Genomic DNA, 23814 nt, shown 5'->3' on the forward strand with positions numbered 1-23814 from the left:
GGCCGTCACCGCCCGGCGTCGCCGCCCGGATCGGTCGGCGGGTCGTCGTCGCCGCCCCCGCCGGGACCGTCGCTTCCGCCCGCGGACGTGCCGTCTCCGACGCCGCCGCCGTCCGCCGTGCCGGCCGGCTCCTCGGTGCTGACCGCGTCGGTTGCCGCGTCGAGGCCGTCGGTGTCGAGCAACTGCTGTTCGATCGCCTCCGCGCCCGTCCGGCCGAGTGCGGACTCCGCGAGGAAGTGCGCGCCCAGCACCGCCGGGCTGATCACCGTGTCCGCGCCCGCCCGCCGCAGCTTGTTCACGTTCTCCCGCTGGGTCGCGGCCGCGACGATGGTGAGCTCCGGGTTGAGCTGGCGCGCGGTCAGGATCGCGAGTGCGTCCTCCGCGTCGTCGCTCGTGGCCGTGATGACGGCACGGGCGGCTTCGATCCGGCCGCGGTGCTGTGCGCCCTCGTCGCTCGGGTCGTCCGTGAGGACGGTGTAGCCCCGCTCGGTGAGCCGACGCGCGCGTTCCTCGTCGGGCACGACGACGAGCACGTCGGTCTGGTCTGCGAGCTCTTCGAGAATCGGTTCCGTCAGGTCCCCGAACCCGAGCACGAGGACGTGATCTTCCAGGATGTCGAGTTGTTCTTCGGTCATATGTCCGAGTGCTTTCGACAGCCGCGCTTCGATCAGCGGGGTGAAGACGACCCCGAGCACCACCGCAAACGAGGAGACCGTCACAAGCAGCACCGACAACGCAAACAGCTTTCCGACCGGCGAGGTCGGGGTCACGTCGCCGTAGCCGACGGTGCTGCCGGTAACGAGCGAGAAGTAGAAGGCGTCAAGCAGGGTCGAAACGCCCTCGAAGTCGTCCCGGAGCGCGAACGCCCCCGCGGTTCCGTAGGCCTGTGCGCCCGCCAGCGCCGACAGTGAGGCGATCTGCGCCGTCGTCAGCGACGCCTTTCGGTCGAAGATCCGGACGTTCAGGCCGACGACGACCGCGGCGACCACCGAGAGGCCGATGAGCGGCAGCGACAGCTGTGAGGTCTGGAGCACCCCCTGTGTGGCGGTAACCGGAAACAGCACCATCGCGGCGTACCACGCGACACGGAGCCGGCGCTGGAGTCCGAACGCGTTGACCAGCAGGACGAACCCGGTCAGCGTCCCGGTGAACGCGGTCGCCTGCCGGACGACGCCGGGCACCACAACCCCCAGCACCTGAAAGTCCGCGCCGCCCCCGGTCCCGATGTTGGCGATCCCGGTCACGACCGAGAGGACGCCGACGAGGAGCGTCACCACCACGGACGCGCGTGCCCCGACCCAGTCCCGCGAGATCGCCATACACGGGTTTCCCACCGCACTAGAGTAAAAAGTCCCGTGCTGCGGGGGGCTTATTGCCACGCCGCCAGGTCGACCACGGCGGAGCGGTCCGTCGACAGCCACGTCTCCATCCGGGCGATGCCGGTCAACCCCCGCGGGTGGATCGTCGCGCGGTCGGGACCGTCGGTGCGACGAACCACGACGAGGTCGAGCGTCGGTAGCGGCTCGCCCCGCGAGGGCCGTCCGGTGGGCGGACGCGCGGCGGTGTCTGCGCCGTGGTCCGGTGGGGACTCGCTCATAACTTGTTGTGTCCATCCCGCGAAGACGGCATAATCGCTGCTAATTGTGCTCCATACCGCTATACACGCTACATATCCGACCGTTGTGCCGGACGGAACTGACCCTTTGGCGTGATTCTATACTTGCAGGAAGTTTGAATCGACTGTATAGATCGAATCGGCACAGATGGCAATTGAAGGGCTATGTGCGAATTTGAGGCGAGAATTCGAAAGTATTAATTGAATATTCCCTCAACTGTAGGGTGATGGCACAATCCACGGACAGGCTCCGCCGCTACCTCGACGACGAACTCGGGGAGTGTCGGGACGAGGACGTCGAGAACCGCCTCGACGAGCTGGGGACGCTCGAAGCGGCGCTCGGAACCGAACGGGTTGACGCCGAACTCGACGTCGTCTCGGCGCTCGCAAACCGGACGCGATACACGCTGGCCCGGGTACTCGTCGCCGCCGGCGAGGAGCTCTGCGTCTGCGAACTCGACGCCGTCGTCGACGTGAGCGAGAGCGGCCTCAGCCACGCGCTCTCGACGCTCGCCGACGCGGGCCTCGTCGAGGGCCGGAAGGACGGCCGCTGGAAGATGTACCGCGCGACCAACCGCGCGGTGGCGCTCGTGACCGTCCTCGAGGGGAGCGTGACGGTCGGTGAGTAGCGCCGTTCACGACCACGGCCCCGACTGCGGGTGTGAGACCTGCGGCGACCCCCGGTCGATGGATTTCCTCGACAAGTATCTCACCGTCTGGATCGTCGGCGCGATGGCGGTGGGGGTGGGCCTCGGCTTCCTCGCGCCCGCCGTGACGGGGCCGATCCGTGACTTCCACCTCGTCGAGATCGGCCTGATCCTGATGATGTACCCGCCGCTGGCGAAAGCCGATTACTCACAACTCCGGGCGGTCTTCTCGAACTGGCGGGTGCTCGGGTTGAGCCTCGTCCAGAACTGGCTCATCGGGCCGACGCTGATGTTCGGGCTGGCTGTGGTCTTCTTCAGCGGGCTGGTTCCCGGCTTGCCCGCCCGGCCGGAGTACTTCCTCGGCCTCGTCTTCATCGGGATGGCGCGGTGCATCGCGATGGTGCTCGTGTGGAACGAACTCGCGGAGGGCTCCACGGAGTACGTCACCGGGTTGGTGGCGTTCAACAGCCTGTTTCAGATCGTCACCTACGGCGTGTACGTCTGGTTCTTCGCGCTGTTTTTGCCCCCGCTTCTGGGGATGGAGTCGCTCGTTGCGGGGATCACTACCTTCGATATCACGCCGACGCAGGTGTTCGAGGCGATCGTGATCTTCCTCGGCATCCCCTTCGCCGCCGGGTTCCTGAGCCGATACGTCGGCACACGCGTGAAAAGCGAGACCTGGTACGACGAGGCGTTCGTCCCGCGGATCGACCCCCTCACCCTCGTCGCGCTGCTGTTTACCGTGATCGTGATGTTTGCCACCCAGGGCGGCCGCATCCTCGCTTCCCCGGGCGACGTACTCCTGATCGCCGTCCCACTCACGATCTACTTCGTGGTGATGTTCCTGGTGAGCTTCGGGATGGGACGGGGCATCGGCGCGGACTACTCCACGACGACCGCGATCGGGTTCACTGCGGCGTCGAACAACTTCGAACTCGCGATCGCGGTCGCGGTCGCGGTGTTCGGGGTCGGCTCCGGGGTCGCCTTTACCACCGTGGTCGGGCCGCTGATCGAGGTGCCCGTGCTGCTCGCCTTGGTGAACGTGGCGCTGTACTTCCAGCGGCGGTACGACTGGGCCGGCCGCGGCGACGGCTCCACACCGGCTCCCGATCCGACGACCGACGACTGATCCACACGGATGACACACGATACTGACTCACCAACCCCGACCCGTATCGCGTTTATCTGCGTCCGGAACGCCGGGCGTTCCCAGATGTCCACAGCGTTCGCCGAGCGCGAGGTTCGCCGACGGGGGCTCGACGACGTAACGATCCTGACCGGCGGCACCGACCCCGCCGACGCCGTCCACGACGTCGTGGTCGAGGCGATGCAGGAGGTCGGGATCGACCTCGCCGACCGCACCCCGCGGGCGATCACCGAACGGGAGCTTCGCTCCTGTGACGTCGTGGCCACGATGGGCTGTTCGACCCTCGACGTGGGGACCGTCGGCGACGACGTCGACGTCCGGGACTGGGCGCTCGAGGACCCCGGCGAGCGGGACCTCGAGGCGGTGCGTCCGATCCGCGACGACATCGAGGAGCGGGTGGTCGCGCTGTTCGACGAGTTGACGGCGTAACCCGCGTCCGTCGCTATTCTGCGCCCTCGCCCGCCCGCTGGGGTCTGTGGTCCGCCAGCAGCCGGTCGACGGCGCCCCACTCGACGGGGGGCTCGAACGCGTCGAGGGCGGCCTCGACGGCGGCGATTTCGTCCCCGAACTCGGCCTGCCACGCCGGGTCGGCCCGCGTCGCCAGCAGCGATTCGGCCTCGGCGATTTGCTCCTCGGCCGCCCGGAGGTCCGAATCGAGGCCGGCACGGAACGGGTCGTCCGTGCGGTCGGCGATCGCCCGGAGATCCCGAAGTTCCGAACGGAGGTCCGCAGCCAGAAGCGACACGACCCGGGCTCGCATCGTCGCGTCCGCCCACCGAACCGCGGGGGCGTCGGCGTCATCGAGCCCGACCGCTGCCGTTTCGAGCTCCGCCGCCGACTCCGTCACCACCTCCACGTCGTCGGCGAACTCGTCGTATCGGCGGTCGGGTCGGGTGGCCCACGACTCGAACTGCTCGGCGTCGAACGAGAGGTCGTCGGCCGCCTCGATTGCCTCCCGTGCGGTCACCACGATCTCCCTGATCTCCACGGCCAGTTCGTAGGCGGCAACGGACCGCTGCTGTACGTCCTCGGGGACCGACAGGTTCGGGCGGAGGTCGGGGACCCGTGATTCGACTTCCGACAGCCGCTCGCCCAGCGCGTCCAGCCGCGCCCGGACCGTCGGCACGTCCGCCACCGGGTCGGCGGCCGCGACGGCGTCGGCGTAGGCGTCCCCGGCGAGTTCGATCCGCGTCTCGGCCGTGGCGAGGAGCTTCGAGACGTCGGAGACGGTCGCCTCGACCGCGTCGCGACTGACCGCCCCGTCGTCGGTCACCGGTTCGAGCGCGTCCCGGACGGTGGCCGGGTCGGCTCCGTCGACGGCCTCGACCACGTCGGCGACGGTGACGCCCCCGGTCCGTTCGGTGTTCATACCCCGTGGTCCGCGCCTCCCCACTGTAGCTCTTGGTAAGTGGCGTCCCTCGGAGACGAGTGTCATCCCGAGCGGTATATAGCACTATGTGGGTCCCCGGTACCCACCGAACAACTCGGGACCGCTATGCGGGACGCCGGAGCAGACGATAGGGGTAATATAAACCGATTTAATCGATTCCGGGGTATCCGCAGGTGATGTCTGAGGCTAACGCGGACGGAACGCGCGTAACACGGCGGAAGTTCCTCGTCACGTCGGGAGCGATCGGCGCCGCCGGACTGGCGGGCTGTTCGTCGGGGGACGGCGGGGACAGTTCGGGTGGCGACGACTCCGGTGGGAGCAGTTCGAGTCTCCTCACAGCGGAGGGGTCCTCGACGGTCTACCCCATCTCGAACAAGGGGAGTTCCTACTGGAACGCGAACGCGCCGCCGAGCGACGGCGAGTACTGGGGCTCGAACGACGAGAGCACCGTCCCGGGCTGGGACGAACTCGACACCGACCAGAACCTCGCGGACTACTTCGCGGGGCTGTACGGGTTCGAGCCCACGAACCAGCGCTCGGATCCCCCGTACCCGACGACCGTGAGCCTGAGCCACTCCGGGACCGGGTGTAAGGCGGTTCGTGACGGGCTCGTCGACATCGGCAACTCCTCGGGGCCGATCACTGCGGAACTCGGAATCAGCGAGGAGGAGGCGTCGGAGCAGTACGTCGACCACGTCGTCGGCCGCGACGGCCAGCCGGTCGTCGTGAGCAGCGACATCTACGACGCCGGCGTCACACAGCTCACCGGCGAGCAGATCCGGGCGATCTACCAGGACGAGATCACAAACTGGTCGGAGGTCGGCGGTCCCGACCAGGAGATCTTCGTCATCGGCCGCGCCGAGGGGTCCGGGACGGACACCGCCTTCCGGCTGAACATGCTGGGCGACGCCGAGGCGTCGATGTCGGGCGTCGACTCGCGGTTCGGCCAGAACCAGCAGGTCGCCGAGGCCGTCTCGAACAACGACGGCGCGATCGCGTATATGGCGCTGGCGTTCACGAGTGACACCGTCCAGCCGATCGCGATCGACTTCGACGGCACGGTTTACGAACCCGACAAGGACGCCGAGAACACCATCTTCGACAGCGCCTACCCGCTCAACCGCGACCTCCACATGTACACGCTGATCACGGAGGACACCCCGAGCGGGACCGATATGCGTGAAGGCGCATTCCTGAACATGTTCCTGACCACGTTCGGCCAGCAGGTGTTCGTTGAGCAGAACAACTACATTCCGCTGCCAACGAAGGACATCGAGGCCGAATCGGGGAAGCTGCCGGACCAGGCGTAACTCCACTCCCGGGCTCGTATTCACTTTGTTGATACATACACCAAACACGGAGACACGCACACGATGATCGGCACACGGATGCTCGCCGCGCGCAACGCGCTCACGCGACGGTGGCGGCGACTGTCGGGCTTCGTCAGCGATCAGGAGTCCGCTGCGGTGGCGACGGTCGGCGTGATGACGGTCGCGCTGGTGTCGGCGCTCGTCGGCTTCCTGCTCGTCTCGCCGCTCACGGTCGTCCCCTTCGCCGTGTTCATCGTCGCGGCCGGGTACGGGTGGCTGAGCTACCAAGGGCTGACCGCGCGGATGCTGACCCTCTCGATGACGGTCTCGACGATCCTCATTCTGCTTTTGATCACGCTGTTCATCTTCGTGGAGGCGATCCCGGTGTTCGTCTACGAGAGCGCCACCGTCTTCGGCGTGACCGTCCCGGGGCTCCGGATGTTCATCCAGCCGAACTGGGACGCGGTGTCGCCGCCCATCCGGTACTCGATGGTGCCGATGATCCACGGCACGGTGATGGTGACGACCATCGCGACCGCAGTCGCGGCGCCGCTCGGGGTGTCGGCGGCGCTGTTCCTCTCGGAGATCGCGCCCTCGACGGTCCGTGAGATCGTCAAACCGGGCGTGGAGATCCTCGCCGGGATTCCGTCGATCGTCTACGGCTTCATCGGGTTCACGATCCTTGGCCCGTGGGCGGCCGACCAGTTCCGGACGACGGGCCAGGGCTCGTACCTGTTCGTCGGGATCATCGTCGGGCTGATGGCGCTGCCGACGGTCGTTTCGGTCGCCGAGGACGCGCTGAGTAGCGTTCCGGAGTCGATGAAAAGCGGGTCGCTGGCGATGGGGACCACAGACTGGCAGACGATGACGTCGATCACGATCCCGGCGGCGTTCTCGGGGGTCTCCGCCGCGGTTCTGCTGGGTGTCGGCCGCGCGATCGGCGAGACGATGGCAGCGACGGTGATGCTCCGCGGGGTTCCGCAGCTGACCAAGCCGCTGTACAACGCCTTCTACGGCCAAGCGACTCTCACCTCGCTCATCGCGAACAACTACGGCGAGGCCGACGGGCTCCAGATGGACGCGCTGTTCGCGGCGGGCGTGATCCTCTTCATCACCGTCCTCGTCATCTCGATCGGATCGCAGTACATCGAGTGGCGGATGCGCCGCAAGCTCGGGGGTGAGAACTGATGGCGGGTGCAGCCGAGACCCGGCTCGTCAGCCGCGATACCTCCCGGGCGAACGCGGTCGCGGCGGTCGCTGTCGGGCTCGCGGCGCTGCTCTTTGTGCTCGCGCTTACGGCCCTCTTCGAGGTCGTCACGATCAGCGACCCGATCGGCGGCGTCCCGGTCGTGGCGCTGCTCGGCGGCGTGTTGCTCCTCCTCGGCGGTGCCGTGGTCGTTTTCGGCGTCGGCTCGTATCTGGGCATCGTCGAAACGCAGCCAAGCGAGAGCGCCGGCCTCGTCGCGGCGGCGGCATTCTCGGTCGTCTGGGTCGTGATCGGCGGGTCCGTTGCGGCCCAGGTGCTCGGACTCGGCGGTATCGGCTCGGCCGTCGCGGCCCTCCTCGTCGGCGGCGCGGCCTTCGCCATCACGGCCGTTCCGCGCGAGGACATCGGCTCGACAGTCCCCGCTGGCGCAGTCAGCCTCCTGACCGGCGCGGCCTACCTCACCGGCGCCATCGGCCCCGCCTGGGTCTGGAACCTGAACTTCGAGCAGCAGGCGTCGCTGACCGCGGAGTTCGTGATCCCCGTCGGAACGCTGTTCTGTGCGCTCCTCACCGGGTGGGCGGCGGCGAAGGCCTACGGCGGCTTCGGCGCCCGCGGCCGGCGGATGGGGGCGTACCTGCTGATCTACCTGAACGCCGGCTCGATCGTCGGCGTGCTGTTCCTGCTGTTGGCGTTTACCACGTTCAAAGGGCTGCCGGGGCTGTTCACCGGCGCCGAGGTCGGTCCCGGGGTCGGCCCGGCGGTCTTCGGCGTGTCGCTTCCCGTTTCGCTCCCGTTCGTGATGAACGGCGTGGCGCTACTCAACGACTTCCAGGGCGTCCTGCCCGCGATCGCGGGGACGATCTGGCTGGTGATCGGCGCGGTGCTGTTCGCGGTCCCGCTGGGCGTCGGCGCGGCGATCTTCCTCACCGAGTACGCCGAACGCGGCCGGTTCACGCAGGTCGTCGAGGTGGCGACGAACGGACTGTGGAGCACGCCGAGCATCGTGTTCGGGCTGTTCGGGTTCGCCTTCCTGGTGCCGCGGTTCGGCGGCAACAAGTCGCTGATCTCCGGGATGCTGACGCTCGGGTTTATGTTACTCCCGCTGGTGTTGATCACGAGCCGCGAGGCGATGTTGGCTGTCCCCGACGAGTACCGCGACGCGAGTGCGGCGCTGGGGGTCTCGAAGTGGCAGACCATCCGGAGCGTGGTGGTCCCGGCCGCGCTGCCCGGCGTCGTGACCGGCGTCATCCTCGGCGTCGGCCGGATCGCCGGCGAGACGGCCCCGATCCTGCTGACGATGACCGGCGGTACGTTCGTCCCCGGCGGACAGACCGCGGACGTCATCGGCGGCTTCGAGTTCGTTTCGAGCCCGCCGTTCGTCGCCAACCCCGAACTCCTCCAGGCGACGACCGCGCTGCCGTTCCAACTGTACGCCCTGATCACTGCGGGCGTCGGGCTGGGCGACACCGTCAGTTCGCCGGAGCAGTTCCAGTGGGCGACCGCGTTCGTGCTGCTCCTGGTCGTGCTGTCGTTCTACGCGATCGGGATCGGAGCACGGTACTATTTCCGGAGGCGACTCAACTATGAGTGAGACCACACAAATGTCGAGTGAGACAGAAGACACCGTGGAGACAACAACCGAAACCGCAGACGCCGTGGAGACGACGACCGGCGAGACCGACGAACTGGTTCGCGAGGAGTGGCGCGAGTACTCCTTCGCGGGCCCGACGAAGCTCGGCGTCGAGGATCTCGACGTCTACTACGGGGACGACCACGCGCTCGACGGCGTCTCGATGGAGATCCCCGAGAAGAGCGTGACCGCACTGATCGGGCCGTCGGGCTGCGGCAAATCGACGTTCCTCCGGTGTCTCAACCGGATGAACGACCGGGTGAGCAGCGCCCGGATCGACGGGTCGGTGACGCTCGACGGCGAGGAGATCTACCAGGACGGCGTCAACCTCGTGGAGCTCCGCAAGCGGGTCGGGATGGTGTTCCAGTCGCCGAACCCGTTCCCGAAGTCGATCCGCGAGAACGTCGCCTACGGCCCGGAGAAGCACGGCGACATCAACACCGGACTCTTAGCCCGGCTGCTCGGTCGCAGCGACGAGGAGGCCCGCGAGGAACTGGTCGAGCGGTGTCTCCGCGACGCGGCGCTGTGGGACGAGGTCCACGACCGGCTCGACGACAACGCCCTCGGGCTTTCGGGCGGCCAACAACAGCGGCTCTGCATTGCCCGGTGTCTCTCCGTCGACCCGGAGGTCATCCTGATGGACGAGCCGGCGTCGGCGCTGGATCCGATCGCGACCGCGAAGATCGAGGATCTCATCGACGACCTCAGCCAGGAGTACACGGTCGTCATCGTCACCCACAATATGCAGCAGGCCGCACGGATCTCCGACCAGACGGCCGTGTTCCTCACCGGCGGCGAACTCGTGGAGTACGGCGACACCGACCAGGTGTTCGAGAACCCACGGAGCGAGCGGGTCGAGGATTACATCACCGGGAAGTTCGGGTAGCGGATGACGCGGCGTGACTTCCAGGCGTCCCTCAACGCGCTGCGTTCCGACGTCGCGGAGATGGGCGAGCTGGTGGTAGACCGGCTTGACCAGGCGCTCGCGGCGCTCGATTCCGGCGACGCCGACGCCGCCGCGGCGGTGGCCGGCGGTGATGACGACGTCAATCAGCTGTATCTCGAACTCGAATCCGCGTGCATCGATCTCTTCGCGCTCCAGCAGCCGGTCGCGAGCGACCTCCGGTTCGTTGCGGCGTCGTTCAAGATCCTCACCGATCTCGAACGCGTCGGCGACCTAGCCGCGAACCTGGCGGGCTACGTCCGCGATGCCGACGACCGGTACCTCCCGGATATGGATCTGACACACATCGGACGGCGCGCATCCGACCTCGTCGCCGACGCAATCGACGCGTACGTCGAGAGCGACGCCGCGGCGTGCCGGGAGATCGCCACCCGCGACGACGAGATCGACACGCTGTGTCACACCGCGGGCCAGCGGGTGGTCCGGGAACTCATCCGGGAGCGGTCGGCCGACGGCGACGACGGCGGCGCCTGGGACGTCGAGGCGGTCCTCAACGATGTCTCCCGCGTTCTCCTCACGGTCCGGGATCTCGAACGGATCGCCGACCACGGCGTCAACATCGCCGCCAGAACCCTCTATGCGGTCGACAGCGACCCGGAGCTGATCTACTGATGCAGCCGCTTGGCCCCCGCCCGTCACAGTTAGGTATGACTGCGACGGACTCGACGACACCGAACCGAGTGGGGACGCGCGTATGACCGACTCCGATCCCGACCCAACGGACTCCGAGTACTACCTCAACCGCGAGCTCTCGGAGCTTGCCCTCCAAGAGCGGGTGCTCCACGAGGGGATGGACGACCGCAATCCACCCCTGGAGCGGCTGCGGTTTCTCGCGTACTTCACCAAGAACACCGACGAGTTCTTCATGAAACGCGTGGGCGGGCTGAAACAGCAGATCGACGCGGGGATCACCGACCGGACGCCGGACGGTCGGACCCCCAAAGAGCAGTGGCGCGAGGTGCTCGACGCCGTGCGACCGCTGTTCCGGAAGCAATCGGAGTACTGGGAGACGACGCTGAGGCCGACGCTCGCGGAAGCGGGAATCCGGATCCAGAACCCCGAGGACCTGCCGGAGGACGTCCGCTTGCGACTCCGGGAGCAGTTCGAGGAGTCGGTGTTACCGACGCTCACGCCGCTGGCGTTCGACCCCGCACACCCGTTTCCGTTCATCTCGAACCTCTCGCTGTCGCTGGCGGTACTCTCGGAGGACGGCAGCGGCGAGCCCACGTTCACTCGAATCAAGATCCCGCCGAACCAGCCGCGGCTGGTCGGGGTACCCGGCCGGACCGAGGAGTACGTCCTGCTGGAGGACCTGATCGAGGCCAACCTCGATATGCTCCTCCCGGACATCGACATCGTCGACGTCTCGAAGTTCAGGGTGACCCGGAACGCCGAGGTCCGCCGGAACCAGGAGGTCGCCGAGGACCTCATCGAGATGGTGGAGGAGGTGCTCGAACAGCGCCGGTTCGCCACGGTCGTCCGGCTCGAAGTCGATGCGGATATGCCGGAGCGGTCGGTGTCGATCCTGAAGGAACACCTCGACGTGGACGACCGCGAGGTCTTCTACCGGGAGGGGCCGATCGACTTCGAGGACTTCTTCGCGCTGGTCGACCTCGACCGGCCGGAGCTGAAGCTTCGGCCGTGGACCCCGCGCCCACACCCGCGGCTGAAACCCTCCGCGGGCGACGCCAACGGGACGGACATCTTCGACGAGATCCGCGAGGGGGACATCCTGGCGCACCATCCGTATCACTCCTTCGAGGGGACCGTCCAGCGGTTCCTCGACGCGGCCGCGAACGATCCCGACGTGCTCGCGGTGAAGGCGGCGATCTACCGGACCGCCAGCGACTCGAAGGTGATCGGGAGCCTCATCGACGCCGCCGACGCCGGCAAGCAGGTGGCGGTGATGGTCGAACTCAAAGCCCGGTTCGACGAGCGGAACAACCTGGAGTGGGTCCGCCAACTCGAAGAGGAGGGGATCCACGTCGCCTACGGCACCGTCGGATTGAAGACCCACACCAAGACCGCCCTGGTCGTCCGCCAGGAGGAAAACGGCGTGGAACTGTACTCCCACGTCGGGACCGGCAACTACCACTCCGAGACCGCGAAGGGGTACGCAGACCTGGGGCTTTTGACCGCCGACCGCGACATCGGCCAGGATCTCACCAAGGTGTTCAACTTCTTCACCGGGCCGACGCTCGACGACCGGTTCCGGAAGCTGCTGATCGCCCCGGTCACGATGCGCGAGCGGTTCACCCGGATGGTGCGACGCGAGGCCGAGCACGCCCGCAACGGCCGGCGGGCCCGGATCGTGGTGAAGGTCAACGGGCTCGAGGACCCGAAGATGGTCGAGGAGCTGTACCGGGCGTCGATGGCGGGCGTCGAGATCGATCTGATCGTCCGGGACATCTGCCGGCTCCGCCCCGGGATCGAGGGACTGAGCGAGACGGTCCGGGTCCACTCGATCGTGGGCCGGTTCCTCGAACACGCTCGGATCTTCTACTTCGAGAACGCCGGCGACCCCGAGTGGCTCCTCGGCTCGGCCGACTGGATGACGCGCAACCTCGACAACCGGGTCGAGGCAGTCACGCCCGTCGAAACCGTGGAGCTCAGAGAACAGCTCCGGTTCGTGCTCGAAGCGTCGCTGTCGGACAACCGGCGGCGGTGGGAGATGCAGTCCGACGGGAGCTACGAGCAGGTCACGCCGGGCGAGGAGCCGGTCCGGGACGTCCAGGAGATCCTGATGCGGGCGGCCGACGCCGCGCTCGACCGGGGGTACGGCCCGGGGATGGTCGTCGACGCCGATCAGATCGACGAGGAGCTCCTGATCGAACCAACAGAGGCACGGGCGGGGCCAGCCACGGACGCGGCAGGTTCCTCTGATACCAGTCCTGACGCCGATTCGGGCGACGCCACTGACCCGACCGACGCCGATCCGGCTCCCGATGAGGGTGTCGAGGGACCGAGCGGGACGGACGGGGCAGACGACACAGACGCGACGGACGCGTAGGTCGACCCGACATCCCGTACGGAACCCTGCCACCGACTACTGTACCGCCGCGATCTTGTCGTCGCTCCGGTCCTGATGTGTCGCCGTCGGGTCTGTCGTGACGAACCGCCCGCGGCGGTAGTCGTAGGCCGTAAGCTGGCCGCCGTACACGCATCCCGTATCGAGGCCGACAGCGTACTCGCGGTCGACGGGACGCTCGTGGACGGTGTGGCCGAAGAAAACGCGGTACGGTCCGCTGTAATCCTCGTACCAGAACGGGCCGTCGTACCCCGATCCCAGCGGCGAGCGCATCGTCAGGAGCTCCTCGACAGTGTGATCCGACAGCGTACGGGTGGGATCGATCCCGCCGTGAACGACGACGGCGTCGTCGAAGGACACGACCACCGGTAACGACGCGAGATACGCCGTGTCGCCGTCACGGAGCCACCCCGGTTCCTTCTCTCCCCGGAGGATCTTCGCCTCGTTGTTCCCGCGGACGCTCACCAGCCGGTCGTCGTCACGAACCAGATCGATCACGCCAGGGCTGTCGGGGCCCTTACGGACGAGGTCCCCGACGAGGATAACGAGGTCGGCGGCGCCGAGTTCGAGCGTCGAGAGCAGCGACTCCAGGGCGGTCCGGCTCCCGTGTACGTCGCCGACGATGTAGATGTCGTCGTACGCCGTGCTGTCGATCCGGGTATGAGCCTGCTCTACTGCCGCGCTGAATTCGGGTTTCGGAACCATCTTGCGTGTCGTACGGACGCCGCCAGCCGTCCGCGCTCTCATCAGGTCTATGCCTCCTGCCGGATTAATGGCTTGCTAATACCGGACGGTACGGATATATATCCCTCGGGAGACGACCCACGGCCCGAGTGGCGCTGCCTCCGGCGGGGACGGAACGACTGCTGCGGTCCCCACCGATCAACGTCCGGCGGAAACGACCACGGGCCGTCCCACAGGGACAACGGTAAGCGGCGCCCCGAGACGGCACGCCGATGGCTGCACTCCCCGTCGAGATCCTCTACGGGATCTCCCTGGGCGTCCTCACCGGGTTGGTGCCCGCGCTGATCGCGTTCAAATACTTCACCGGGATCTCCATCCCCGGGCGTCGACTCCCGCGACGCCCGTAACCGACAGTATCAACTCCGCCGGTGTGCGACCGTTGAACATGAAGACGGTCACCTGGCGGCTGTTCGCTGATCTCGCCGAGGTCGCGGAGGGACGGGAACACACCGTCTCCGTCGAGGCCGACGGCACCGTCGGCGACGCGATCGACGCGCTGCTCGCGGAATCGACGGGGCTCAGAGGGCGCGTATTCGACGGCGACGCCCTCGCTGACGACGTCAATCTGATGCGGAACGGCTCGCCGACCGCCCCGACGGAGCCGATCGAGGACGGCGACGAACTCGCGATGTTCCCGCCCGTGACCGGCGGCCGATAACGGCCGGCCGTCAGCGGCCGCGGGACGATCCGCCGGCTACGACAGCCACTCGTCGGGCTTCGTGTCGTAGTCCACGTCCGTCGCCTGGATCCGCTCCTCCAAGTCGGAATCGAGGTCGAACTCCGAGAAGGAGTCGCCGTCGTACCGGATCCGGACGCCGCGCTCGGTCGGCTCGGGTTCGCGGTTGCGGCGCCGCGCCACCTCGACGTCGTGGTCGTCGTACTCCTTCCGGATCGTCATCAGGTTCACCGGGCGGCCCCACAGCTCGTGAACCCGCTCTAAGACGTCGCGAGCCTCGTCGATGTCGAGCATCACCCCGTTGTAGCGGTGGCCGAGGAGGAGTTCGCCCCGGTTCTCGAAGTTGCCGTCGAACACCGCGATCGTGGGCTTCCCGAAGTTGGTGAACTGCAACAGCAGCTTCTTTTTCACGTCGTCGGGGTCGACCGACGCCACGCGGAAGTCGCCGGTCGACCGGGTGTACTCGTAGGTGAAGTAGTCGTTGTCCGTCACGAACTCCCGGGAGAGGAACGCGTCGACGAACGTCACGTCGTTGTGACTCTCCCGGACCTCGCGCATCCGATCCCAGCCGGCCGCGCGGTCGACGTCGGCGATCGCGGCCTCGACGTCCGCGTACTTGTCGTCGTCGAACATATACCTGGAGAGCCCTTCGAGTTCCGACCGCTGGATCGCCCGGAGGAACCCACGGTTCTGGGGTTTCACCAGGGAGAAATGCCGCTCGGCCAGCCCCTCGTAGGTCAGCACCTTCCAGGGATAGCGGTCGACGTCGACGGCCGCCGGGTCCGACAGCACCCGGTCGAGCGTCTCCCAGTCGACCCGCGGGTCGCCCTCGGGCAGCGCGGCGAGTTCCTCCAGGGTGTCGCTCCGGACCGTATCGATCTCGGGTGCGGGTTCGAGCAGCGACTGGACCCGCTCGAAGTCGACGGCGTCGTGGAAGTTCCGCCAGGTGATCCCCTCGACGCGGAGGAGCTTGTCCGCCACCTCCCGGCGGTTCTCGGTGTTTTCGACGTACTCCCACAGCTCCTTCCCGAGCTTGTAGGGGTTCATCCCGGGCGACCCGAGCACCCGCGCCTGGTGGTCGGCGTAGGTGAGGAACTCGTCGGTGCCCGCGAAGCGCTCCTCGCCCATCATCAGCGACTCCCAGTAGGCCGCCCACCCCTCGTTCATCGTCTTGGTCATCTTCTGTGGGGCGAAGTAGTACGCCTCCCGTCGGAGCAAGTCGAGGACGTCCTGCTGCCAGGATTCCATCTCGACGGCCTCGCCGGCCTCCTCGTCGTAGACCATCCCGTGCTCCTGGAGGAACCCCAAGACGTCGGTCCGCGGGCGGTCGAGATCGGCTGCGGCCGCCTCCGCCTCCGCGAGTTCGTCGAGCCACTCGTCGTCGAAGACCTCGCTTTGCACGTCCGCCGAGAGGTCCATCCCGTCGAGTCGGTCCCGGAGGTCCTCCGGCTCGGCCCGTTCGGTGTCGGGATCGTCGGAGAGCGGCCGGTGCTGGTCGATCGTGTCCTCCAGACACGTGACGGCGTCGACGAACCGTTCGACGTCCTCGCGGTCGATGTCGGCGTCGTCGATGTACCGCTGGATGGTCTCGGCGTGGCGTTCCAACATCGCGGCGGCGTCCAACTCGCCGTCGCCCGCAAAGCGGCTGAACCACTCGTTGTTCCGGAAGAAGTCGGCGTGGGCCTCGACGTGGGTGATGACCGCCTTCTGGTCGGCCAGCGTGTTCGACTCCTGGAGGAACGCGTGGCTCGGGTCGTCGTTGTTGACGATCTCGAAGGCCTTCCCCATTCCGAACTGGTCTTGCTTCTGCTGGCGGTCGTAGGCCATTCCCCACCGCCAGTGGGGGTAGCGGCGCTGGAACCCGCCGTAGGCGATGAGCTGGTTCATCTCGTCGTGATCGACCACCCAGTAGTTCACCGGGTACGGGTCGAGTCCGAGCTTCCGGGCGAGCGCGGCGGCCTCAGTCACCGGCTCCTCCAGCCGGTCGGCCTCGGTTCGTGCCGCGCGCCTGAAACGTCGTAGTCTGTTGGTCATAGTCTGTGGTATGCGATGGTTAGGATCCTCCCGCGGGCGTCGCCGTCGACCGCGACCGGAGGATCTCGTAGATGGCGTCGGTCACGTCCTCGGGCGCGCCGACCGACGCGACGACGACGTCGTCGGTGTCGTTGAAGGCACGCTCGACCTCCTCGGCGTGCGTGGCGTTGATCGCGGTGCCGCCGGGTTGGGTCTCGACGTAGGCGTGACGGTTGGCGTCGATCCCTCTCATTAGGGGGATCACGTTCTCCGTGGTGTCGTTCGAGGAGTTCTCGGAGTCGCCCGCGGCGAAGACATAGCGGTTCCACTCCGACCAGGGATACGCCTCCTCGAGGATCTCCTGGGCGAGTTCGTAGGCGCTGGAGATCCGGGTGCCGCCGCCCGAGCGGATGCCGAAGAACTCCTCGCGGTCGACCTCCCAGGCGTCGGCGTCGTGGGCGATGTAGACGAACTCCGCGTTGTCGTACTTCCCCTGGAGATACCAATCCAGTGGCGTGAACGTCCGCTCGACGAGTTCGCGTTTCGTCTCCCGCATCGACCCCGACACGTCGCGGATGTTGACCACGACCACGTTCTTCCGCTTTTTCTCCTCGATCTCGGGGTGGCGGTACCGCTCGTCGTCCCGTCGGAACGGGATCTGCTCGATCCCCTCCCGCCTGATCCGCTGGGCCGCGTTGTCGCGGTCGACGCTCTCCTCCATCTCCGCGAACGAGTCCCACCGGCCGCGCTCGTCGTCGGGGATCTCGTCCCACTCGGACTCGATCCACGACAGCGACACGAGGATCCGCTTCTCGCGACACCACCGGTAGACCGACTGCGGTGTCTCGCCGTCGACCCGCATCGCCTCGCGGACGAACCTCTCGTCGAAGTCGGTGGCGAGCTTCCGCTTGAGCCCCTGTTTGAACAGCCGCTCGAAGTCCAACGTGGAGTTGGGCCCGGTGCGGGTGACGTCGGTGAAGTCGCCCTCGATCTCCTCGACGACCTCCTTGCCCTTCGGTTCGAGATCTAACCCCAGCGCCTCGTCGAGTTCCTCGGCGAACTCCTCGGGGTCCATCTCGTAGTGGCCGTGCTCGCCGCCCTCCTCGCCGGGCTCGCCCTCCTCGTCGCCGTCGTCACCGTCGTCGCCGTCGCCGGGTTCGGGCTCGCCGATGGGCTGGCCCACGTCGGGGGTGTCGCCCTGGCCCTGCCCGACCCCGCCGCGGTCGAGGCGGTCGTAGGTGAACTCCGGCAGGTCGACCACCTTGATCGGGATCTCGACCCGATCGGAGTCGGAGCCGCTGAGGTCGCCGTACCGGATGAAGTCCTGGAGGTCCTGGCGGCGCTCCTCGCCGATCTCCCGGAACCGTTCGAGGTCCTCTCTCAGTCCCATCGGTGGCGCACCTCCCGCATCACCGTTCGGCTGGTGAGCTCCGCCGAGGCGGGGGTGTACCCCCGATCGACGAGCTCGTCGATGGTCTGTTCCTTCAGCCGCTCGGTTTCGGTGTTCTCCGGCGGGTCGTCCCACTGTGCGGGGTCGAAGTCCTCGTAGAGCCGCCGGACGTCGTCCCAGTCGTGGGTGTCCAGCACCGACCGGATCACCGGGATCGCCGAGAGGTCGACGTCGTCGACGGTGAACCCCTCGTCGCGGTTGCGCCACGCGTAGCGGTTCAGCGCGGTGATGACCTTCTCCCGCCGGAACGTCTTGACCGCCTCGGTGGGCTGGTTCTCCAGGTAGTCCGTCTCGTCGAACCGCCCGAGCTGTTCGGTCTCGAACAGCTTCATCAACAGCGGATCGGGGTCGACCGGCCCCCGTTCGGTCTCGACCTGCTCGTCGAAGTCCCACGCGTAGACGTGTTCGACGTACTCGGCGACGGTCTCGCGTTCGACCGACCGCTCTGCGAGCAGCGCCGCCAACACGTCGGCCTCCTGTCTGTCGAGGACGTGTTCCTTTGCGAGCGTCACCCGGTCCTCGTACTCCGCCCGTTCCGAGCGGGAGAACACCGGCGCGTCGGTCAGCCCCTCGGCCATCGCGTCGAGCACGTCGCCGGGGAGCACCACGCCGCCGACGTCGAGGTCGGGGTGCCACCGGTCGGTCTCGGCGTGCAACAGGTCCGCGATGATGTCGCGAGTGTACGTCACCGGGATGCCGTGGAGCCCCTCGTCGACGGCGTCGAACCCGACGTCGTCGATGGTGGTCCGGGTGTCGCCCTCCTGGATGTAGCCGTAATCGAACAGAAGCGCCTTGTCGAGGAGGTCGTAGCCGGCGGGCACGTCCTCGCCGTCGAGCCTGGTGAGGACGCTGTACATCGCGGCGGCCTCGACGGTGTGCGGCGCGAGCTCCCGGGTCCGGACCGTCCCGTCGCTGCCGCGGACGTCGACGACGAGCGGGGCGCGGACCCGTTCGCCGAGTTCCTCCTCGCTTTCGACGTCCCAGACCGCGGTCTCGTCGGTGAGCTCCCGGCGGATCAGCTGCGCTTCCAGGGAGACGTTGGTGAGATACCGGAACTCGTGTTTGTCGAGCCGGCGCTTCAGCGCCTTCAGCGGGTCGCGGCCGTTGCGGTCGGCGTACTGATCGAGTTCGGCGTCGAGGTCGGGGTTCGAGATGATGAGCAACTGGGTGTCGACGTCCATCCCGATCCCCTTGTCGAGCTTCACCCGCCCCTCGTCGGGGACGTTCAGCAGCTTCTGGAGCAGGTCGGCGTGCTGGGCGGCGTCCTCGACGATAGTAAGCAGGCCGTTGCCCTGCGAGAGCACGCCGTCGTAGCTGAACGCCTGGGGGTTCTTGCGGCCGCGGGAGTCGAGTTCCCGCAGCATCCCCGGCATCCACGAGCCGACGAGCCGCTCCTTCGGAGTACCGTCGTCCTCGGAGTGGAGGATCCCGATCCCCCGGCCGACGTCGACGACGTAGTTCTTCACTCTGAGGTGGGAGGGATCGGTGACCGCAGAGAACAGGTCGTGGGTGCCGTTCCGGCGGTACAGTTCCTCGAGGTGGTCGTACGCCTCCCGGGAGAAGGGGTCGAGCTCCTCGGTCACAGACACCGGCACGTGGTCGTCGGAGCCGTCGTTGAGCGCGTCGAGCAGGTCCTCGCGCACGTCCGGTGGGAACACCGACAGCGGATGCGACTGGACGGGGCTTTCGTACCAGTCCGACTCGCGGTCGGTCCCGGTGGTCTCCCCGCCGTAGGACAGCCCCCGGGTGTCGTTGGCGGCGGCGACGTTCCACTCGACGGTGTAGCGCCGCCCCGCGTCGGTCTTCGAGTACGCCCGCAGGCCGTTGACGAGACACCGCTTGAGTTCGGACTTGCCGGTGGCCGTGGGGCCGTCGAACCACAGGATCTTCTCGGATTTGCCGCGCTCGGCCGCGATCGTCCGGAGGTCGTCGACGAACCGGTTCAGGACCTCGGTGTTGCCGAGGACGGCGTGTTCCCCGTCGTTCTCGGGGTCGTCGAAGAACCGGTACCGTTCCCTGGTTTCGCCCTCCTCCAGTACCGTTCGGGTCCCTTTCGACTCGATGGCATCGAGGAGGTACTTCGAGGCGTGGGCCGCGATCGACGGCCGCTCGAACGCCGCGTCGACGTACTCCGCGAGGCTCATCGGCTCCTCGTAGGTGCCGCGGAGGTGCTCGTCGGCGGCATCGACGTACTCGCGGGCGGGGTGTGCCGGGGTGGAAGTCATCGGCACATCACCCTTCGAGCTCGCTTTTTGCGACCTCGGCGCCCGCAAACTCGAGCACCTCCCGTGCGCCCTCCGGGGAGTAGCCCTGGTCGACTAAGGCGTCGATCCACGCGCTTCGCTCGTCGTCGTCGAGTTCGTTCGCGCTCACGAGCGCCGAGAAGTTGATGTTGTGCTTTTTGTCCTCCCAGAGCTTCCGTTCGAGCGCCCGCCGCAGCCGGTCGTTGTCCTGCGGGTCGAAGGAGGTGCCGTCGCGGGCGCGCCGGGAGACCCAGTTCGAGACTTCCTGCCGGAAGTCGTCCTTCCGGTCCTCGGGGATCTCCAACTTCTCCTCGACCGACCGGAGGAACGTCTCGTCGGGCTCCTGTTCGCGGCCGGTGAGTTCGTCCTCGACGGTGTCGTCGTCGATGTACGCCATCACGTGGTCCATGTACTTCTCGCCCTGCCGCTGGATCTCCTCTAAGTCGTACGCCAGCGCGTGCCGCACGTCCTCGATGGCGCGCTGCTTGTACTCCTCGCGGACGAGTTCGAGGTAGCGGTAGTACCGGTCGAGGTTGTCCTCGGGGATCGCGCCGTGGTTCTCCAGGTTGGCCTCGAAATGCGAGAACACCGACAGCGGCGAGAGGTACGACCGGTCGCGGTGCGTGGAGTCCATGATCGCCTCGGCGATCTCGTCGCCGATGAACCGCGCGGAGACGCCGTCCATCCCCTCGCCGATGTCGGCGGACTCCTCGCCGTTCTCCCGGAGTTTCCGGGTGTCGATGTCGTCGCTCTCGTCGATTTCCCCGTTATACGCCTTCGCCTTCTGGACCAGCGAGACCGAGCCGTCGGGCTCGGTGATCCGGGTGAGCACGCCGAACAGCCCCGCCATCTCCAAGGCGTGGGGTTCGATGTGCATATCGGGGACGTCGGCGTTCCGCAGCATCTTCCGGTAGATCTCGGCTTCCTCGTCGTACTCTAACACATAGGGGAAGTCGATCCGCTTGGTGCGGTCGTTGAACGCCTCCATCTTCTCGTCGCCCTTCTTCTCCCGGTATTCGGGCATGTTCGTCCGCCCGACGATCACCTGGTCGATGTCGATCCGGGGGTTGTTCTTGGGCTTGATCGTCTGCTCCTGGGAGGCGTGCAGGAAGTCATAGAGGAACTCCCGCTGGAGCTTCAACAGCTCCTCGCCGGAGAACAGCCCGCGGTTGGCGTTGCAGAACGCGCCGGCGTAGTCGAACGCGCGGGGATCGGACTCCCCGTAGATCGCCAGCTTCGAGTAGTTGACGTCGCCGGTGAGTTCGGTCTCGTCTTGGTTCTTCTTGTCCTTCGGCTCGAAGGTCTCGACGCACTGCCGCTTGTTCTCGGAGGCGACGAGCCGTACCACCTCGACGTGGTTCTCCAGGACGGCCTGGAGGTCGTCGTCGTAGTGGGCAAGCAGGGAGTCGAGGTAGAACTCCGAGGCGGGGTCCAGCGTCTGGTCGTTCCGGATGGTGTACGGGGCGTCCAACTGCTCGTTGAGCCGTTCGATGACCCCGTCGCGCTGCTCTTGTGGTAGCAACACCAGCGGATCCTGGTTCATCGGCGAGACCACGACGTCGTCCTCGGGGTCCTGCCCCCGGATGACGTCGCCGAGGCCCGTCCACCGGAAGGTGTACATGCGCCCGGCGTCGGTTGCGGTGTAGTCCTCGAAATACCGGCGCACCATCCAATCGAAGTGGGACTTCCCGGAGCCCACCGGACCCAAGAGGAGTTTGATCCGTTTTTCGGGGCCGAGCCCCCGGGCGCCAGACTTCACCTTGTTCACGAACTCGTGGATCGACTCGTGGACCTCCCGTCCGTAGAAGGTGTTTTCGCCGTCGTGGAGCGGGTCCTCCGACGCCATCCGGTACTCGACCACGCCGGCGTCCTCGTCGTAGTCCGTTCCGTAGTGGTCGAACATGTCCGCGACGCGCTGGTGGGCGTTCCGGGCGATTCTGGGGTCCTCGTGCACCGCGTCCAGATACCACTCGAAGGACTTCGCCTCCCGGAGGTCTTCGGGCACCGACTCCTTGTACTGCCGACTGAGTGATTCGAGGGTTGCTCTGTCACCGTTCATTGTTGTGGGTCTCGGGGAGCGACCCCCCACCGACGGTGGGGTACCCGTCCACCGCAGCGTGACGGACGGGGTGCGGCGCACGGGACGACGGCGACGACACGGCGCGGCCCAACAGAACATCGAAGCCCGGCGAACGATGCGCGCGGACGGTCGCTCGATCCGATTGACCGAGACTGGAAGTGTGTGGGTGATGAGCACACATAAGCCTTCTTGCGGTACCGGGGGAGGCGACCCCACCCGATCGCCGGCGCGTCGGTGTCGGCAACAACCGATTTGTCCTCCCGGGCCGTACGGGGGATGTATGGACTTCACGCTGCCAGCGACCGCCGGCGTCCTGATCGCGTTGGTCGCCGTCGGGACGGCTGCTCTGATCGCATCGAGCGTTATGCCGACGACCGTCGTACTGATGATGGTGACCCCGTCGATGCTCGTGTTCGGGGCGATCTGTGCCGCGATCGGCGTCAAACACGGCGAGTACCGGGCCGGAACGCCGTAGCGGCCTCCCGACCTGCCGGGCTACTGCTTCTGGACCGTGTCCTCCAGGGCCTCGCCGCTCACGCTCGCGGCGACCCTGACGCCGACGAGGCTCACCACGATCCCCGCCACGATGAACGCCGCGAGCCGCTGTTGGGGCGTCACCGCGTAGCTCAGGACCTGCGGGTCGGCGAGCAGCGACTCCCGCTGGAGGAACCACCCGGCGAAGCCGCGGACCACGAGCCCCAGCGCGACCACGCCGAACGGGAGGTTCAGATACGGGGTGCTCACCCCGTCGCTCCCGATGAGCTCGTCGAGCAGCCGGCCGGCGCTCGCTGTCAGGGCGGCCAACGCCAGCCACGGCACCGCGCTGTAGACGAACTGCATCGCGCCGACGACCGCCGACTCCGGGCCCGCCCGCGGGCTGACCGCGAGCGCGCCCAGAAACGCCCCGACCAGCGCCAACCCGAAGCTGACGGCGTAGGTCACAACCGACACGCGGCCGGAGTACAGCGCCGACCGGACGCGTTCGGGGACCTCCGAGAGGAACTCGTCGACCGCCAGCCCCTTGTACAGCAGGGCGGCGCCGAGAAGTCCGGCCAGCCCCGCCAGCGCGACCGCGGTCGAAAACTGGGTCAGGAGGATCGGCAACAGGAGCAGCGTCGCGCCGAGCGGGACGAGTACCGTACTCCTGAGTTCCTCGTCGGCCAGGAACTGCTTCAGGAGGTAGTAGGTCGACTCGATGTCGTGTGCCTGGCGGACGACCACACGGTCGACGGAGTCGACCCGGACCCGGCTCTCGATCACCGGGACCACCCGTTCGTCGTCCGCGGAGTCGATGACGACGACCGCGGAATCCGGGTCGTACTCCGCGATGAGGTCGTCGACCTGCGCCGACAGCGCCCGGTCTGCACCCACCAGGGAGCCGCTTCCGCCGGAAACCACAGCCACCACCGAGTCCTCGCGGTCGTCGTGGAGATCCCGGGCTACCCGGAGCGCCTCCAGCAAACAGTTGACCTGCGAGTCCTCGGGATCGTCGAGGCCGACGTCGGTGACCAGCGACTGGACGGCCTCCCACCCCACGATCGGGCTCTCGAGCCCCGCGGTTCGACCGATGTCGTCGGATCGGTCGACACAGAGGACCAGGGTCGTCACGGGTGATGTCACGGGGCACGTCGATAAAGAACCCTCGGTGGACGGACGTCAACCTGTGCCGC

The 23814-nt window shown here is 67.2% G+C and carries 21 protein-coding genes; 12 read left to right on the forward strand and 9 right to left on the reverse strand.

Annotation, left to right across the window (positions count from 1 at the left end; genetic code table 11):
• Positions 1–5 precede the first annotated feature (5 nt).
• Positions 6–1319, reverse strand: a complete 1314-nt coding sequence (locus H5V44_RS02310; RefSeq protein ID WP_185191516.1) for an NAD-binding protein — start codon at positions 1317–1319, stop codon at positions 6–8.
• A 50-nt stretch (positions 1320–1369) separates the two neighbouring features.
• Positions 1370–1597 carry a DUF7511 domain-containing protein gene (locus H5V44_RS02315; protein WP_185191517.1) on the reverse strand — a complete coding sequence of 76 codons (228 nt, stop codon included), beginning with the start codon at positions 1595–1597 and terminating at the stop codon, positions 1370–1372.
• Positions 1598–1842: 245 nt separating this feature from the next.
• On the opposite strand from H5V44_RS02315, the gene H5V44_RS02320 reads away from it, so the two are divergent.
• Genes H5V44_RS02320 through H5V44_RS02330 form a run of 3 tightly spaced genes read left to right on the forward strand, consistent with a single transcriptional unit; the run spans position 1843 to position 3838 of the window.
• On the forward strand, positions 1843–2244 hold the full coding sequence (locus H5V44_RS02320) for an ArsR/SmtB family transcription factor (RefSeq protein WP_185191518.1): 402 nt from the start codon (positions 1843–1845) through the stop codon (positions 2242–2244).
• Entirely contained in the window at positions 2237–3391 is a 1155-nt protein-coding gene (arsB, locus tag H5V44_RS02325) for an ACR3 family arsenite efflux transporter (RefSeq protein WP_185191519.1), read from the forward strand. The genes H5V44_RS02320 and arsB overlap by 8 nt, the downstream gene beginning before the upstream one ends.
• Positions 3392–3400: 9 nt before the next feature.
• Positions 3401–3838: an arsenate-mycothiol transferase ArsC gene (locus H5V44_RS02330; RefSeq protein ID WP_185191520.1), complete on the forward strand. Its 438-nt coding sequence runs from the start codon at positions 3401–3403 to the stop codon at positions 3836–3838.
• Between the two features lie 13 nt (positions 3839–3851).
• On the opposite strand, the gene H5V44_RS02335 is transcribed toward H5V44_RS02330, so the two are convergent.
• Positions 3852–4778, reverse strand: a complete 927-nt coding sequence (locus H5V44_RS02335; protein WP_185191521.1) for a halo transducer protein — start codon at positions 4776–4778, stop codon at positions 3852–3854.
• A gap of 197 nt (positions 4779–4975) precedes the next feature.
• On the opposite strand from H5V44_RS02335, the gene H5V44_RS02340 reads away from it, so the two are divergent.
• The 6 genes from H5V44_RS02340 (at position 4976) to ppk1 (ending at position 12920) form a co-directional block, all read left to right on the forward strand.
• Complete coding sequence (locus H5V44_RS02340) at positions 4976–6109, forward strand: phosphate ABC transporter substrate-binding protein (protein ID WP_185191522.1); 1134 nt, start codon at positions 4976–4978, stop codon at positions 6107–6109.
• A gap of 63 nt (positions 6110–6172) precedes the next feature.
• Positions 6173–7297, forward strand: a complete 1125-nt coding sequence (pstC, locus tag H5V44_RS02345) for a phosphate ABC transporter permease subunit PstC (protein WP_185191523.1) — start codon at positions 6173–6175, stop codon at positions 7295–7297.
• Positions 7297–8907 (forward strand): phosphate ABC transporter permease PstA, encoded by a 1611-nt coding sequence (pstA, locus tag H5V44_RS02350; protein ID WP_185191524.1) that lies wholly within the window; start codon positions 7297–7299, stop codon positions 8905–8907. Before pstC ends, pstA begins: the two co-directional genes overlap by 1 nt.
• Positions 8900–9832: a phosphate ABC transporter ATP-binding protein PstB gene (gene pstB / locus H5V44_RS02355; protein WP_185191525.1), complete on the forward strand. Its 933-nt coding sequence runs from the start codon at positions 8900–8902 to the stop codon at positions 9830–9832. Before pstA ends, pstB begins: the two co-directional genes overlap by 8 nt.
• A 3-nt stretch (positions 9833–9835) precedes the next feature.
• The gene (gene phoU, locus H5V44_RS02360) at positions 9836–10522 is read left to right on the forward strand and encodes a phosphate signaling complex protein PhoU (protein WP_185191526.1); all 687 of its coding nucleotides are present in this window, start codon (positions 9836–9838) and stop codon (positions 10520–10522) included.
• An 82-nt stretch (positions 10523–10604) separates the two neighbouring features.
• Complete coding sequence (gene ppk1, locus H5V44_RS02365; RefSeq protein ID WP_185191527.1) at positions 10605–12920, forward strand: polyphosphate kinase 1; 2316 nt, start codon at positions 10605–10607, stop codon at positions 12918–12920.
• Between the two features lie 36 nt (positions 12921–12956).
• Here ppk1 and H5V44_RS02370 read toward each other — a convergent pair whose 3' ends face one another.
• Entirely contained in the window at positions 12957–13643 is a 687-nt protein-coding gene (locus tag H5V44_RS02370) for a metallophosphoesterase (protein WP_185191528.1), read from the reverse strand.
• Positions 13644–13894: 251 nt separating this feature from the next.
• Here H5V44_RS02370 and H5V44_RS17745 point away from each other — a divergent pair, with 251 nt between their 5' ends.
• Positions 13895–14029, forward strand: a complete 135-nt coding sequence (locus H5V44_RS17745) for a hypothetical protein (protein ID WP_281381239.1) — start codon at positions 13895–13897, stop codon at positions 14027–14029.
• 38 nt (positions 14030–14067) lie between these two features.
• The gene (locus H5V44_RS02375; protein WP_185191529.1) at positions 14068–14340 is read left to right on the forward strand and encodes a ubiquitin-like small modifier protein 1; all 273 of its coding nucleotides are present in this window, start codon (positions 14068–14070) and stop codon (positions 14338–14340) included.
• A gap of 36 nt (positions 14341–14376) precedes the next feature.
• On the opposite strand, the gene H5V44_RS02380 is transcribed toward H5V44_RS02375, so the two are convergent.
• From H5V44_RS02380 to H5V44_RS02395, 4 genes are read right to left on the reverse strand one after another with little or no spacing between them, the layout of a single operon-like run.
• Positions 14377–16392, reverse strand: a complete 2016-nt coding sequence (locus H5V44_RS02380; RefSeq protein WP_185191530.1) for a SpoVR family protein — start codon at positions 16390–16392, stop codon at positions 14377–14379.
• 19 nt (positions 16393–16411) lie between these two features.
• Positions 16412–17761 carry a YeaH/YhbH family protein gene (locus H5V44_RS02385; RefSeq protein ID WP_185191531.1) on the reverse strand — a complete coding sequence of 450 codons (1350 nt, stop codon included), beginning with the start codon at positions 17759–17761 and terminating at the stop codon, positions 16412–16414.
• On the reverse strand, positions 17752–20046 hold the full coding sequence (locus H5V44_RS02390; protein ID WP_185191532.1) for a PrkA family serine protein kinase: 2295 nt from the start codon (positions 20044–20046) through the stop codon (positions 17752–17754). Before H5V44_RS02390 ends, H5V44_RS02385 begins: the two co-directional genes overlap by 10 nt.
• 7 nt (positions 20047–20053) lie before the next feature.
• Positions 20054–22123 (reverse strand): PrkA family serine protein kinase, encoded by a 2070-nt coding sequence (locus H5V44_RS02395; protein ID WP_185191533.1) that lies wholly within the window; start codon positions 22121–22123, stop codon positions 20054–20056.
• A gap of 301 nt (positions 22124–22424) precedes the next feature.
• On the opposite strand from H5V44_RS02395, the gene H5V44_RS02400 reads away from it, so the two are divergent.
• Complete coding sequence (locus H5V44_RS02400; protein WP_185191534.1) at positions 22425–22619, forward strand: DUF7333 family protein; 195 nt, start codon at positions 22425–22427, stop codon at positions 22617–22619.
• A 20-nt stretch (positions 22620–22639) separates the two neighbouring features.
• Here the strand turns inward: H5V44_RS02400 and H5V44_RS02405 are convergent, their stop codons facing one another.
• Positions 22640–23752 carry a DUF373 family protein gene (locus tag H5V44_RS02405; protein ID WP_185191535.1) on the reverse strand — a complete coding sequence of 371 codons (1113 nt, stop codon included), beginning with the start codon at positions 23750–23752 and terminating at the stop codon, positions 22640–22642.
• Between the last annotated feature and the right edge of the window lie 62 nt (positions 23753–23814).

It is taken from the genome of Halobellus ruber (assembly GCF_014212355.1).
GTDB classification, from domain to species: Archaea; Halobacteriota; Halobacteria; order Halobacteriales; family Haloferacaceae; genus Haloquadratum; species Haloquadratum rubrum.